At 63.5% G+C, this 12,893-nt stretch carries 13 protein-coding genes and 1 tRNA gene; 7 read left to right on the top strand and 7 right to left on the bottom strand.

Annotated features, from left to right (window positions below):
• Positions 1-190: 190 nt before the first annotated feature.
• Complete coding sequence (locus ACFZAI_RS07410) at positions 191-2,089, top strand: LTA synthase family protein (protein WP_391566332.1); 1,899 nt, start codon at positions 191-193, stop codon at positions 2,087-2,089.
• Positions 2,090-2,132: 43 nt separating this feature from the next.
• Here ACFZAI_RS07410 and ACFZAI_RS07405 read toward each other — a convergent pair whose 3' ends face one another.
• Positions 2,133-2,738, bottom strand: a complete 606-nt coding sequence (locus ACFZAI_RS07405; RefSeq protein WP_391566331.1) for a DNA-3-methyladenine glycosylase I — start codon at positions 2,736-2,738, stop codon at positions 2,133-2,135.
• A gap of 217 nt (positions 2,739-2,955) precedes the next feature.
• Here ACFZAI_RS07405 and ACFZAI_RS07400 point away from each other — a divergent pair, with 217 nt between their 5' ends.
• Positions 2,956-3,417, top strand: coding sequence for a YkgJ family cysteine cluster protein (locus ACFZAI_RS07400; RefSeq protein WP_391566330.1), 462 nt, complete (start codon positions 2,956-2,958; stop codon positions 3,415-3,417).
• Here the strand turns inward: ACFZAI_RS07400 and ACFZAI_RS07395 are convergent.
• Positions 3,399-4,295, bottom strand: coding sequence for an alpha/beta hydrolase (locus tag ACFZAI_RS07395; RefSeq protein ID WP_391566329.1), 897 nt, complete (start codon positions 4,293-4,295; stop codon positions 3,399-3,401). The genes ACFZAI_RS07400 and ACFZAI_RS07395 overlap by 19 nt on opposite strands.
• Positions 4,296-4,568: 273 nt before the next feature.
• Positions 4,569-5,348, bottom strand: coding sequence for an AraC family transcriptional regulator (locus tag ACFZAI_RS07390; RefSeq protein ID WP_391566328.1), 780 nt, complete (start codon positions 5,346-5,348; stop codon positions 4,569-4,571).
• 108 nt (positions 5,349-5,456) lie between these two features.
• Here ACFZAI_RS07390 and ACFZAI_RS07385 point away from each other — a divergent pair, with 108 nt between their 5' ends.
• The 5 genes from ACFZAI_RS07385 (at position 5,457) to ACFZAI_RS07365 (ending at position 9,953) form a co-directional block, all read left to right on the top strand.
• Positions 5,457-5,897, top strand: coding sequence for a Fur family transcriptional regulator (locus ACFZAI_RS07385; RefSeq protein WP_391566327.1), 441 nt, complete (start codon positions 5,457-5,459; stop codon positions 5,895-5,897).
• Positions 5,894-6,313, top strand: coding sequence for a hypothetical protein (locus ACFZAI_RS07380; RefSeq protein ID WP_391566326.1), 420 nt, complete (start codon positions 5,894-5,896; stop codon positions 6,311-6,313). Before ACFZAI_RS07385 ends, ACFZAI_RS07380 begins: the two co-directional genes overlap by 4 nt.
• A gap of 417 nt (positions 6,314-6,730) precedes the next feature.
• Positions 6,731-7,642, top strand: coding sequence for a LysR family transcriptional regulator (locus ACFZAI_RS07375; protein ID WP_391566325.1), 912 nt, complete (start codon positions 6,731-6,733; stop codon positions 7,640-7,642).
• A 266-nt stretch (positions 7,643-7,908) separates the two neighbouring features.
• Positions 7,909-9,525 (top strand): methyl-accepting chemotaxis protein, encoded by a 1,617-nt coding sequence (locus ACFZAI_RS07370; RefSeq protein WP_391566324.1) that lies wholly within the window; start codon positions 7,909-7,911, stop codon positions 9,523-9,525.
• A 140-nt stretch (positions 9,526-9,665) separates the two neighbouring features.
• Positions 9,666-9,953: a ClpX C4-type zinc finger protein gene (locus ACFZAI_RS07365; RefSeq protein WP_054420490.1), complete on the top strand. Its 288-nt coding sequence runs from the start codon at positions 9,666-9,668 to the stop codon at positions 9,951-9,953.
• 141 nt (positions 9,954-10,094) lie between these two features.
• Here the strand turns inward: ACFZAI_RS07365 and ACFZAI_RS07360 are convergent.
• The 4 genes from ACFZAI_RS07360 to ACFZAI_RS07345 all read right to left on the bottom strand — a co-directional run bounded on the left by ACFZAI_RS07360 (position 10,095) and on the right by ACFZAI_RS07345 (position 12,872).
• A tRNA-Lys gene (locus tag ACFZAI_RS07360) sits at positions 10,095-10,170 on the bottom strand.
• Between the two features lie 149 nt (positions 10,171-10,319).
• Positions 10,320-11,117, bottom strand: coding sequence for a MetQ/NlpA family ABC transporter substrate-binding protein (locus tag ACFZAI_RS07355; RefSeq protein ID WP_391566323.1), 798 nt, complete (start codon positions 11,115-11,117; stop codon positions 10,320-10,322).
• A gap of 56 nt (positions 11,118-11,173) precedes the next feature.
• On the bottom strand, positions 11,174-11,827 hold the full coding sequence (locus ACFZAI_RS07350; RefSeq protein WP_391566322.1) for a methionine ABC transporter permease: 654 nt from the start codon (positions 11,825-11,827) through the stop codon (positions 11,174-11,176).
• Positions 11,784-12,872, bottom strand: a complete 1,089-nt coding sequence (locus ACFZAI_RS07345; RefSeq protein ID WP_391566321.1) for a methionine ABC transporter ATP-binding protein — start codon at positions 12,870-12,872, stop codon at positions 11,784-11,786. The genes ACFZAI_RS07350 and ACFZAI_RS07345 overlap by 44 nt, the downstream gene beginning before the upstream one ends.
• Positions 12,873-12,893: the final 21 nt, after the last annotated feature.

Genomic DNA, 12,893 nt, shown 5'->3' with positions numbered 1-12,893 from the left:
GCTCAGGCGTCGCGCAGCATGAAGCGTGCCCGGCCCGACGCCGGATAGTTACAAAGCGAAATGGCTGCGGACGGCAAAATAGCGGTCCGCCTGCGAAATTTCACGGAATTTTCAACGCGGCGCCTGTTCCAATGCCGATCGATTGAGTCCGCCCTGCTGGGCTGGATAGCAAGAACAACCTGGAGGCCCGATGCGGCATTCGACTTTGATTTTCGTGGTGGCGGCATTTGCATTGCTGACGCTAAGCCGCCTGGCGCTGGCCGCCTGGCAATGGCGGCGCGTGCGCAATGCGGGCGGCCTGGCTCCGCTGCTGTTGGGCGGGCTGCGAATCGACGCGCATCAAATCGCGGTGCTGGCCGCGCTGCCGGCCGTGCTGTCGCCGCTGCTGGGGCACTTTCCCATCGCCGCGACGATTGCAGGTTATTGGTATCTGGTTGCCTTTGTGTTGCTGGCCTTTCTGGAAGTGGCCTCGCCGCCCTTCATCATCGAATACGACAGCCGGCCCAACCGCCTGTTTGTGGAATACCTGAAGCACCCGCGCGAAGTATCCGGCATGCTGTGGCGCGGCTACAAGCTTGCGCTGGTGGGCGGCTTTGCTGCGCTTGCCCTGATCGGCTGGGGCGCCTTCAACCTGTTCGGCCACGCCCAGCCCGACGCGCCGCTGACCTGGTGGCAGATGCCGATCGCCAGTATTGTCATTCTGGCTGTCGTCATCCTGGCCATACGTGGCACCTTGGGCCATCGCCCCATCAACCCATCGTCGGTGGCGTATTCCTCTGACGGCATGCTCAACACGCTGGCCCTGAACTCGCTCTACAACGTGTTCTATGCCGTCTACAGCATGAAGAATGAAAAGTCGGCGTCCGCCGTGTATGGCGGCATGGACGACGACAAGATGCATGACCTGGTGCTGGCGCAAGCCGGCCTGCCCAACCCGCCGTCCAACCCCGACTACCCCAGCCTGCACCACCAGCCCGCCACCCGCAAAACGGCACGCCCGTTGAACCTGGTGATCATCCTGGAAGAAAGCCTGGGCGCGCAATACAGCGCCGGCTTGGGCGGCGCCAACCTGACGCCGGAATTGGATGCGCTGGCGCGCGAGGCCTGGGCGTTCACGCGGGCGTACGCCACCGGCACGCGTTCGGTGCGCGGATTGGAAGCGGTGGTAACGGGCTTTCTGCCCACGCCCGCGCAAGCCGTCTTGAAGCTGCCCCGTTCACAGCGCGGGTTTTTCTCGCTGGCGGATCTGCTGGGCCGTCACGGCTACCATTCGCGCTTTATTTATGGCGGGGAATCGCACTTCGACAATATGAAGGGCTTCTTCCTGGGCAACGGTTTCAAGCAGATTGTTGACCGCGCCGACTTCGTTGACCCCGCCTTCGTCGGCACCTGGGGCGCATCAGACGAAGACATGTTCAACCAGCTTGACCGGCTGCTGCGCGAAGATGGCGACAAGCCCACCTTCACGCTGGCGTTCAGCGTGTCGAACCATACGCCGTGGGAATACCCCGCTGGCCGCATCCAGACGGAAGGCAACCCCGCCACGGTCGAGAACACGGTGCGTTATGCCGATTGGGCGCTGGGCCGTTTCTTTGAACGCGCCAAGGCGTCGCCCTATTGGGAGAACACCGTGTTCCTGGTCGCGGCCGACCACGATTCCCGCGTGTTCGGCGCCAGCCTGGTGCCGGTGCGCCACTTCCATATTCCAGCTGTGATCCTGGGCGCGGGCATTGAAGCGCGCCGCGATGACCGCCTGATCAGCCAGATCGACCTGCCCCCAACCCTGCTGTCGTTGATTGGCGTGGATACCGAACACCCGATGATTGGCCACGACCTGACCCGCAGCACGCCGGGGCGCGCGATCATGCAGTACGACAACACCTACGGCTATCTGAAGGAAGACGAGCTGCTGGTGCTGGCCCCCAACAAGACACCCGTGCAATACCGCTACACCGCGCCGGAAGACTACGCCCCCGTGCCGTTGAACCCGGCACTGGCCACCGAAGCGCTGGCGCATGCGCTGTGGCCCAGCTGGGCGTACCGCGAAGGCCGCTACAGCCTGCCGGGCAATGGCGAGAAGGCCCAATAACTGCCTGGGCTGTTCACGTGAGGGGGAGGCCTACTTCGGCCGCTTACTTCGGCCGCCTGAAGCCCTTGCGCGCTTTCTCGCTAAGCGCATGGCAATGGCATTGCGGGCTGTGATCGTTCACCATGCCGACCGACTGCATGAACGCATACACGGTGGTCGGCCCGACGAACTTCCAGCCTAGTTTCTTCAGCGCCTTGGACAAGGCGATGGACTGTTCGGACGTAGACGCGCCCAACGTGGACGGCGCGCCTTCCGGTGCTTCGTAGCGCCAGAAGAACGCCGCCAAGGACCCTTCTTTTTCGATCATCTCCAGCGCGCGGGCCGCGTTGTTGATCACGGCTTCGATCTTGCCGCGATGGCGCACAATGCCGGCGTCGTTCAGCAAGGCCAGCACCTGCTTTTCACCAAACCGGGCCATCTTGGCGGGTTCGAAATTGGCGAAGCCGCGGCGGAAGGCCTCGCGCTTGTTCAGGATGGTGCGCCAGCTTAGCCCCGACTGGAAACCTTCCAGGCAGAGTTGTTCGAACAGGGCGCGGTCATCGCCTTGCGGGCGGCCCCATTCGGTGTCGTGATAGGCCATGTATTCAGCGGACGTATCCACCCAGCCGCAACGGGCGAGCCCATCGGGAAATTCGGTTTTGGCGTTCAAGGCAAAGCTCCAGGCGGCAATCAGGCTACCGATGCTACCGCAGCAACGTCCCCGAAAAAAGTCGTAGCGACCGCAGTTCGAATCCAGCTATTATTTGCAGCCCTGATCCCGCGCCGTCCCTCTGCGCGCGCGTTCCGGACCCGTCAACGGGCTTGCAACCACGCAAGCCCGTTTTGCGTGGGCACCGGACAGGGGCAGACTTTCGAACTCCCGACCCATGTCCCTGCTAGAGACCGCTGTCCTCACCTTCGTCTCCCCCGCCGTCCTGGCTGGTGACGACCCGAACGCCAACCCCTGCCTGGACTGCGGCGCATGCTGTTCGCACTTCAGGGTGTCGTTCTATTGCGGCGAACTCGCGGGCGAAAACGGCGGCCAGGTGCCTGTGGAACTCGTCACGCAGATGAGCCCATTGCGAGCCTGTATGAAGGGTACGGAAATGGGCGGCGGGCGCTGCATCTCGCTGCGCGGCGAGCTGGGCCAGCCGGGCATCCACTGCGCCATCTACGAAAACCGGCCCACGCCGTGCCGTGAATTCGAGATCTGGATGCCGGATGGTTCGCCCAACCCCGATTGCCAGCGCTTGCGCGCCGGACTTGGCTTGCCGCCCGTGGCGCCGCGGCCGGATGCGGAAAACGACCCGCAAGGCCCGCTGCATCCGAATCAGCCCGCCGCGGCCTGAACCGCTTGGGATAGCGCTTGGGATAGCGCTTGGGCTTCCACGTGCGATGCCGTTGATGCCGTTGATGCCGGCATTGGCCGCCTGCGGGTTCTGACCAGCTCCGGGTCTTTGCCCACAAACGCCAACACGCTGCGCATGACCCGTTCGCGCTCGTGGTCGACGCAGATCATGTGATAGCTGTCTTGCAGCAGCACGACCGCCGCGCCCGGAATGCGGTCGCCCAGAAAGCGGGCGGAACGCGGGCTGGTCAGCTCATCCTCTTCCGCGTGCATGATCAGCGTTGGGCAACGCAGCGTGTCCAGGCCACGCTGCACCATGCCGCGCAGGCGGTCCACTTGCCGCACGCAGGCAAGCGGCACCCACTGGTAATGAAAGCCATCGCCCCGCGCGAACCCCGCCTTGATGAAGGCGCGCACCAACTCGCTCTTCACGCCGTAGGGGTCTTCTTCCTGCACCCGAATCCGGCGCGGCACGCCCGGCACGCGATACAGCAGATAGCGCAGGCCGCGATACCAGGGCGTGCTCCATCCGTCCAGAAACACCGGCGCCGACAGCACCACCAACGCGCCGCGCGCATGCGATTCACGCTTGCACAGCTCCACGGCCAGCAGCGCGCCCAGGCACATGCCGATCACGTGCAGCACGTCATACTGCGCGGCCAGTTCGCGGTAGCGCTGCGTGACGACTTCCATCCAGTCTTCCACGCGCACATCCAGCAGGTCTTCCGGCCGGCCGGCGTGGCCCGGCAAGGTCACGCCATGCGTATCGATGCCCGCACGCGCCAGCACTTTATGCAGGCCGCCCATATCGAATTCCGTACCGCCCAGCCCATGTATGAGCAGCGCGCCGGTGCGCGGCGGGCTCAGCAGGTCATCCATGTCACACCCCAAAAGCATCTTGGGTGGCCGACGACAGCGTTCCACCCCCGGACGCCATACTAGGGAGGCGGCGCGAATGAAGATCCGCAAAAATGTCGGAGAAAAGTGAAGACGTGTAAAGGCAGCAGCCCGACGGCAAAAGCGCTGCGCAAGAGAAGCGGCAGTATGACGCGGCAATAAGGAGCAGCAGCGGCAGCAGCAGCAGCAGCAGCAGCAGCAGCAGCAGCAGCAGCAGCAGCAGCAGCGCTGCGGCACCCTTGCTACAAACAGCGGCTAGTCGCGGTCAGCCAGATAGCGGGTGGGCGTTGCGCCAAACGCGCTGCGGAAACTGCCGATGAAAGCGCTGGTGCTTTCGTAGCCCACGGACAGCGCGGCCTCGGTCACGGAACCGCCGCGGCACAGGATTTCCAGCGCACGCAACAAGCGCGCCTGCTGACGCCACTGCCCAAGCGTCACGCCGGTTTCCTGCCGGAAGCGGCGCATCAGCGTGCGCGACGACATGTTCAATCGCTGCGCCCATTCCTCAATGCCTGCCGTATCGTCAGGCTGGCCCAGCAACGTGTTGGCCAGATCCTGCAAGCGCGGATCGGCGGGCATCGGCAGCAACAGCGGCGCGTGCTCGCGCTGCTTGATCTCTTCCAGCAACACGTCGAACAACTGCGCCTGATATGCCTCGGACAAGTCCCCCGCCTGTTTGCTGACGAAGCGGTCCATCAGCGCTTCGATCAGTTTGGATGACGGCCACGAGCGGCAGTGTGGCGGCAAGCGGTGGCAGGCATCCGCCCGCACGTACAGGAAGGAACCGCGCGCATCGCCAAACCATCTTGCGCCGTGCGGCATGCCGGGGGGAATCCAGCCCAGGCTGCCCGGCATCACCGTCCAGACGTCCGTGCCCGCTTGCACCACGACTAAGCCTTCATGCACCAGCACCAGCATGCCCTCGTCATGAACATGCGAGGGCACGGCAATGCCTTTGGATTCCCGCCGGCCCTGCACGCTGAACGGGGTCAGCAGCACATTGGACTGGGCGGGCGCGATAGCCACGTGAAGCATGGTTGGCAGGTTTGAGCTACAGGTTGACGGGTTCCCGTTAGCGGGCGTACATGAAAATGTACATCATTCTCATCAGTCGGGCATCAGCCCCCCGAACGGAGAAATCACATGGACATCACGCGGCTGCGCGACGCGGGCATCAAAGCCACTTTCCCTCGAATCAAGATTCTGGACATCTTTTATCAGCGCGCGAATCAGCACATGAGCGCGGCGGACGTCTACCGGAATCTCATCTCGGACCACAGCAGCATCGGCCTGGCGACGGTTTATCGCGTCATCACGCAACTTGAGGACGCCGGACTGCTCAAACGGACTCAGCTCGACGCGCACACCACCGTGTTCGAGCTCAATGACAAGGGGCATCACGACCACATGGTCTGCACGCAATGCGGGCAGATCCTGGAATCCAGCGATCCCGCCATGGCGCAACTGGTGCGAAAGATCGCCAAGCGCAGTGGCTTCGCGCTGGACTCCTACAGCCTGGTGCTCTACGGCGGGTGTGGCTGCAAACCCAGCGCCCCCGTCATCCCTCACGGAGAATTCGAATGAACCGCGATCAGTTTTTCTTCCACGACCTATCCCACTTCCCCATCGTGACGGCCAAGCACGGCGGCGCGCCCGCGGGCTATTCGGCCAGCTGGATACGCGAAATGGAAATGCTGGTGGACAACCCGCAGACCTTTGTCATGGTCGTGCCTGACATGCGCCAAGAAGCGGGTCATGACGACCGCAAGGCCATGGTGGAATGGCAGACCACCAACATGCCGCGTTTGAAGGCGCGCTGCCGCGCGTTCATTGCCATCGAACGCGAGCCCGACGCGCTGGACAAGATGCGCAAGCGCGGCGAAAAGATGGCGCGCGCCTTCGGCATGCCGTTCCTGGCGGTGGCGACGGCTAACGAAGCAATGCAATGCGCACGCGAGCTGCTGGGCCACAGCGGCCCCAGCGGTTTCGTGGTGGACTGATCCGCCGTCCATCCCGAGTCTTCACAGCGCGCCTACGGGCGCGCTTTGCATTGGCGCGCACACACTGCAATTCGCCATTGCGCCGCGGCAATAGGGTAATTGCCGAAATTAGAATGCAATATTGATAAATTTGCGATTGTGGCAAAAGGTGGAGCTGGAATAAATTCCACCTCTGGCACATCCGCCTGTCCTGCATGATTGGGGCGGGCATCCTGGCGCGCCGGGCTCTCCGGATGACGCTTGCCTGCCTATCCATGGCGCAATCCGCCATCGCTTCCGTGGTCCGTACCTGTTGGCCTGCGCGTTCACGAGACGCCGTGGCGGGCGGCTATTCCAACGCCATCCGCTTTAGCACGCGCTATTTTTGCGGCTGCCAACCGCCTGGACTCGACATTGAGATTTACGGCATTCACATCAATGAAGCGATTCCAATTCGACAGCACCGCGCTTCGTTATTTTCTGACCGTCGTCGACACCGGGTCCGTCAATGGCGCGGCGGCTCGCCTGAACGTGGTCAGCTCCGCCGTCAGCCGGCAGATTGCGGGCCTGGAGCAGCGGCTGCAAAACCAGCTGTTCGAACGGCATCCGAAGGGAATGCGCGTAACCGAAGTGGGCCGTATCCTGGCGGACCACGCGCGCCGGGTGGAAGCCGACGCGGCCCGCACCTATGCCGAGATCGGCGGGCAAAACGGCCGCTATACACAAACGGTGAAAGTGGCGGGCGCGCACGGATTTGCGGCGCAGGCCTTGCCGCAGAAATTTGCGGCGTTCCAGGCCGAACATCCGTCAGTGCGATTCAACCTGACCGTGCTGGATGCGGGGCTCGTCACCGAACGCGTGCGTTCGGCGCAGGCGGACATCGGCGTCACGTACAGCCATGCTGCGGAAAAAGATATCGCCGTCATCTTCTCGCGTCCTGCCGAGATCGTTGCCGTGATGCGCCCCGGCCACCCTCTGGCCGTTCACGACGCCCTGCATCTGACGCAACTGTCGGCCTATCCGCTGGCGTTGCCCGAAGGCGGCAGCGCGCTGCGCCGGCTGCTGGATATGGCATCAAGCCTGTACAACACCACCTTGTCGCCCGCCTTCACGTCCAACCTGCCCGACGCCGTCTACAACTATGTACTGACCGGCAACGCCGTGACCTTGTGCGCGCGGCTCTCGGCATCCCAAGAGCTGGATAGCGGCCGGCTCATTGGCCGCCCCGTCGACGACGCCCTGCTCAATGGCGGCCAGATCCAGGTGCAGACCCATGTGTCCCGCCCCTTGCCAGAGGCCGCCCACCGCTTTCTGCGCTTCATCCGCAGCGACACGCCACCGCTGTTCTGATTCCGGGCCGGCCCTGCGCGCGTCTGCCGCTTGTGCCGCTTGTGCCGCTTGTGCCGCTTGTGCCGTCTGCGCCGCTTGTGCCGCCTCCTTGCCGCCTCCTTGCCCCCTCTTTGCCGCCTTGTCATCCGGGCGTTGCCGAAACCAGAACGTGCCAGTGAAAAATGATCAATTGTTAAATATGTAATTCAAACTTACATTTGGCTCGGGTTTACCACTAGATCACGGTCGACGGCGTTTGCGCCTTCCGCCATTGCAGGAGCCTTGCGATGTTTAAGAACCTGAAAATCCGAACCGGACTGCTCGCCGTCCTGACTCTTTTCGTCGTGGCCTTGGCCGGCGCCACCAGCATGGGCTGGTTGTTCGCCAAGGCAGCAGACGAGGCCGTCGACGACCTGAACCGCGTTTCCACGGAACAGACACGCCCGCTTTATGAAACCCAGGTGCTGTTGCTGCGCACCCGCATCACGCTGGTGGCGGCCTATCTGGATGTGCAGGCGGGCCGCGGCGCGCAGGCGCAGGCAAGTGTGGATCAGGCGGCCAAGTTCCTGAACGAGGCGCGCCAGCGCTACGGCGTCTACCAACGCGTGCCCAAATTGTCGGAAGCCGGCCGCAAACTGGCGGGGGATCTGGATGGCACGTTCAATGCCTATGTGCGCAGCATTGACTCGCTGGGCGAGGCCCTGCAGAAGCAATCGGCCGAGCAGTACGTCACCGCCGTCGCAGACGCCCGAGCCGCTGACGCCCGCTTCGAAGAACGCGTCACCGCCTTCCTGAACCACACGGAACAACGCGCGGTCGAGATCAACACCGCCTCGGACCGGCGTTACGACCAGGCGGAAATCTCGACCATCGTCATGCTGGCCCTGGCGCTGGTCCTGGCGATTGGATGCTGGCGCTTCATCAGCCGCCAGGTGCTGTCGCCGCTGAAGGACGCGGCCGTGCACTTTGACCGTATCGCGTCGGGCGACCTGACCCAGCGCGTGGCCGTGGGCGCCGATAACGAAATTGGCGTGCTGTTCGCCGCGCTCAAGCGCATGCAGGACAGCCTGACCCGCACCGTCGCGGAAGTGCGCCGCAGCGTGAATGAAATCAACACGGGCGCAGCGGAAATCTCGTCGGGCAACACGAACTTGTCTTCGCGCACCGAGGAGCAGGCCGCGTCGCTGGAAGAAACCGCGGCCAGCATGGAAGAGTTGGCCACGGCGGTGAAACAGAATACCGAGCACGCGCATCAGGCCAACGCGCTGGCCGCCGAAAGCCGCGGCGTGGCCATGCGTGGCGGCGACGCCGTGCATCAAGTGGTGGAGACCATGGCGCGCATTTCGGACAGCTCGCGCCGGATCGCCGAGATTGTCTCGGTGATTGATGGCATCGCTTTCCAGACGAATATCCTGGCGCTGAACGCCGCCGTGGAGGCCGCCCGCGCGGGTGAACAGGGCAAGGGCTTCGCAGTGGTGGCGGGCGAAGTGCGGTCGTTGGCGCAGCGCAGCGCGCAGGCCGCGCGCGAGGTCAAGGACCTGATCGAGCAGTCCACCAGCAATGTGGACAGCGGCGCGCTACAGGTCCGCCAGGCCGGCGAGACGATGCAGGAGATCGTGAGCTCGGTGCAGCGCGTGACGCAGATCATGGCCGAGATCACCGAGGCATCCACCGAGCAATCCATAGGCATCGACCAGATCAACCGCGCCGTCACGCAGATGGACGACGTAACCCAGCAGAACGCCGCGCTGGTGGAAGAAGCGGCCGCCGCGGCGTCCTCGCTGGAAGATCAGGCCAAGCGCCTGGCCGCCACCGCCGCCTTCTTCAAGGTGCCGGCCGAAACCATCATCGACGTCACGGCAGAACCCGCCCCGGTCGCGCTGCGGGCCGCCTACGCGGGCTAAGGTTGCCTCATCCTTTTGTCCGAGTCTGTTCGTCCTAGGGCGCTTGGCTGACTTAAGAGTTGGCCCGCCAGGCCGTTGTCTAAGGGCAGGCGCCGTGTTTTGCACGGCGCCGTCCGCCCACCCGATGATGAGCCGCCCGCATGAACCGCGCCCTCGCCTGTATGTTTTGCCAATCAACGCTGGCGCAAGGCGCGCCGCTGCTTGAGAAGAACGGCGCCGCCATCTGCAAGACCTGCGTGGATCAATTCTCCGACCGCTTCGCCGAACGCGCGTGGGCCATGGCGTCTACGTTGCAGGAACAGCTGGATGTACTGCTGGAAGAAAGCCGGCGGGCGCTGGCCCAAAGCGAATCGCTGTCTGAACGGGCGCGCACGTGCGGGCTAAGCTTGCATGCGCTGGCAGATGCGTCGGCGCGCACGCCTTCTTGAAGCACGCTTTTCTGCCCAATCTCTTTTCTACGTAATTTCTCTCTACGCAATCTTTTCTACGCATTCACGACAGACGAAAAAAAAGCACCGCGATCACTCGCAGGTGCTTGTTTCTCTTTCCGCTTGAACAAAAAGCGGGGGTGGTGGGCTGAGCGAGACTCGAACTCGCGACCAACGGATTAAAAGTCCGCTGCTCTACCGACTGAGCTATCAGCCCGACCGAAGCCAGAAATTATGGCGGATTTTTTTTATCTTGTCAAAAGGTTTGACGAAGATCCGCCATGAAGTTTCCTCCGCGCGCCCTTCAGCGTTCATAAAAAAACGGCCGCGCAAGGCGGCCGTTCTTGGGCTGGGGTGAACCTGGACTTACCAGGCCGCCACCACGGCGCCCTTGTACTTGGTCTCGATGAACTGCTTCACGGCCGGGCTGTGATAGATGCTGATCAGCTTGGCGAACTCGGGGCGGTCCTTGTCCTTTTCACGCACGACCAGCACATTGGCGTACGGCGAATCCGGCGATTCCTGGGCGATGGCGTCCTTGGTCGGGTTCAGGCCGGCTTCCAGCGCGAAGTTGGTGTTGATGGCCGACGCGTCGGTGTCATCCAGCGAACGCGGCAGTTGCGCGGCGTCCAGTTCAATGAAGCGCAGCTTCTTCTTGTTCTCGACGACGTCGATCGGCGTGGCCTTCAGGCCGGCTTCCGGACGCAGCTTGATCAGGCCATTGGCTTGCAGCAGCAACAGCGCGCGGCCGCCGTTGGTCGGGTCGTTCGGCAGCGCGATGCGCGCGCCGTCCTTCAGCTCAGCCAGCGACTTGATCTTCTTGCTGTAGATGCCGATCGGGAAGATCACGGTCTTTGCGATGCTGACCAGCTTGTAGCCGCGGTCGGCGTTGGCGTTGTCCAGATACGGCTGGTGCTGGTAGCTGTTGACGTCCAGGTCGCCCGAGGCCAGCGCAACGTTGGGCTGCACGTAGTCGGTGAATTCGATGATCTGCAAGTTCAGGCCCTGCTTGGCGGCTTCGGCCTTCACCACATCAAAGATCTGGGCGTGCGGGCCGGCGGTGACGCCCACCTTCAGCGGCTTGTCCTGAGCCAGCGCGGGCTGGGCGAAAACGGCGGCGCCCAGGGCGAACGCGGCCAGCGACTTCAAAACCTTGATGCTCATGATGCGAGTTCCCGAATAACGGAAGTAGAGAGAAGAAAGAATGGGCGTCTTTGTGATCAGCGATGCGACAGGCGGCGCACGAAGCGGTCGCCCAGGCTTTGGATCGCCTGAACCAATACGATCAGCACGATCACGACGGCCGCCATGACGTCCGATTGGAAGCGTTGATAGCCGTAGCGGATGGCCAGGTCACCCAAGCCGCCGCCGCCGATGGCGCCGGCCATGGCCGAATAGCCGATCAGGCTGACAACGGTGACGATGGTCGCGGCGATCAGGCCGGGCAAGGCTTCGGGCAGCAGCACCTTCATGATGATCTGCATCGGCGATGCGCCCATGGCGCGCGCCGCGGTGATCAGCCCCGGGTCCACTTCGCGCATGGCGTTTTCGGCGATGCGGGCCATGAACGGAATCGCGGCTACCGACAGCGGCACGATGGCGGCCGTGGTGCCGATGGAGGTCTGCGCAACCAGGCGCGTGAACGGGATGATGGCAACCATCAAGATCACGAACGGCACCGAACGCGTGGCGTTGATGATGGCGCCCAGCACGTGGTTGACGGGCTGGTTCTCCAGCATGTTGCCGCGCGCGGTCACCGTGAGCGTCACGCCCAGCGGAATGCCGATGACCACCGCGATGGCGCTGGCCACACCCACCATCAACAAGGTGTCAAGCAGCGACGTAATAAGCAGGTCGATCAGTTGCGGACTCATGAGCTATTTCTTCAACGGTAATGTCACGGGCGGTCAACGCGGCAATCGCGTCCTTGACCGCGGCGGGCGCGCCTTGGGCCAGCACGAACATCGTGCCCACGGCCACGCCCTGGATATCTTCAACGCGGGCCTGCACCAGGCCCACGTCCAACGAAAACTGCTTGGCCAGGTCGGACAGGAACGAGCCCGACGCATCGGTGCCGGTCAAGGACAGGCGCAACAGGCGCACGGCCTGGCCCGGCTTGGCGGCGGTGAGCGTGGCGATGCGTTCCTTTACGGCGGCCAGTGTGGCGTCGGTGAGGTCGGACGCGGTGGCGGCCGACACCATGCCGCGCGTGACTTCGTGGCGCGGCTGCGCAAACACTTCACGCGTGCTGCCCACTTCCACCACTTCGCCTTGCGACAAGACGGCGACGCGGTCGCAGACTTCGCGCACCACTTCCATCTGGTGCGTGATCATGACGACCGTCACACCCGTCTTGCGGTTGATGTCGCGCAGCAGCGCCAGAATGTTGTGCGTGGTTTCAGGGTCAAGCGCGGACGTGGCTTCATCGCTGAGCAGCACGTCCGGGTTGTTGGCCAGCGCGCGCGCAATGCCCACGCGCTGCTTCTGGCCGCCACTGATCTGGCTGGGATAACGGTCGCGCAGATGCTCCAGGCCCACCAGCGCCAGCAGACGCTCGACACGGGCCGGAATCTCGGCCTTGGCCACGCCGGCAATTTCCAACGGCAAGGCCACGTTGCCGTAGACCGTGCGGCGCGACAGCAGATTAAAGCCCTGGAACACCATGCCGATGCGGCGGCGCTGGCCGCGCAACTGCGCTTCGTTCAGCCCGGTGAGGCCCTGCCCGCCGATGGTGATCGTGCCTTCGTTGGGGCGTTCCAGCAAATTGATGCACTGGACCAACGTGCTTTTACCGGCCCCGCTGGGGCCGATGATGCCGAAGACCTCGCCCTGCTCGATGTGCAGGTTGATGCCTCGCAGCGCCTGGAATTGTCCATGCGGCGTGGCATAGGTCTTGGATAGGTTCTCGATGTGAATCATGGCAAGCGATTTTGTATCTTT

The sequence above is a fragment of the Achromobacter sp. NPDC008082 genome, from assembly GCF_042957345.1.
Lineage (GTDB): Bacteria > Pseudomonadota > Gammaproteobacteria > Burkholderiales > Burkholderiaceae_B > Achromobacter > Achromobacter kerstersii_A.
This window is presented reverse-complemented; position numbering and strand designations above follow the sequence as displayed.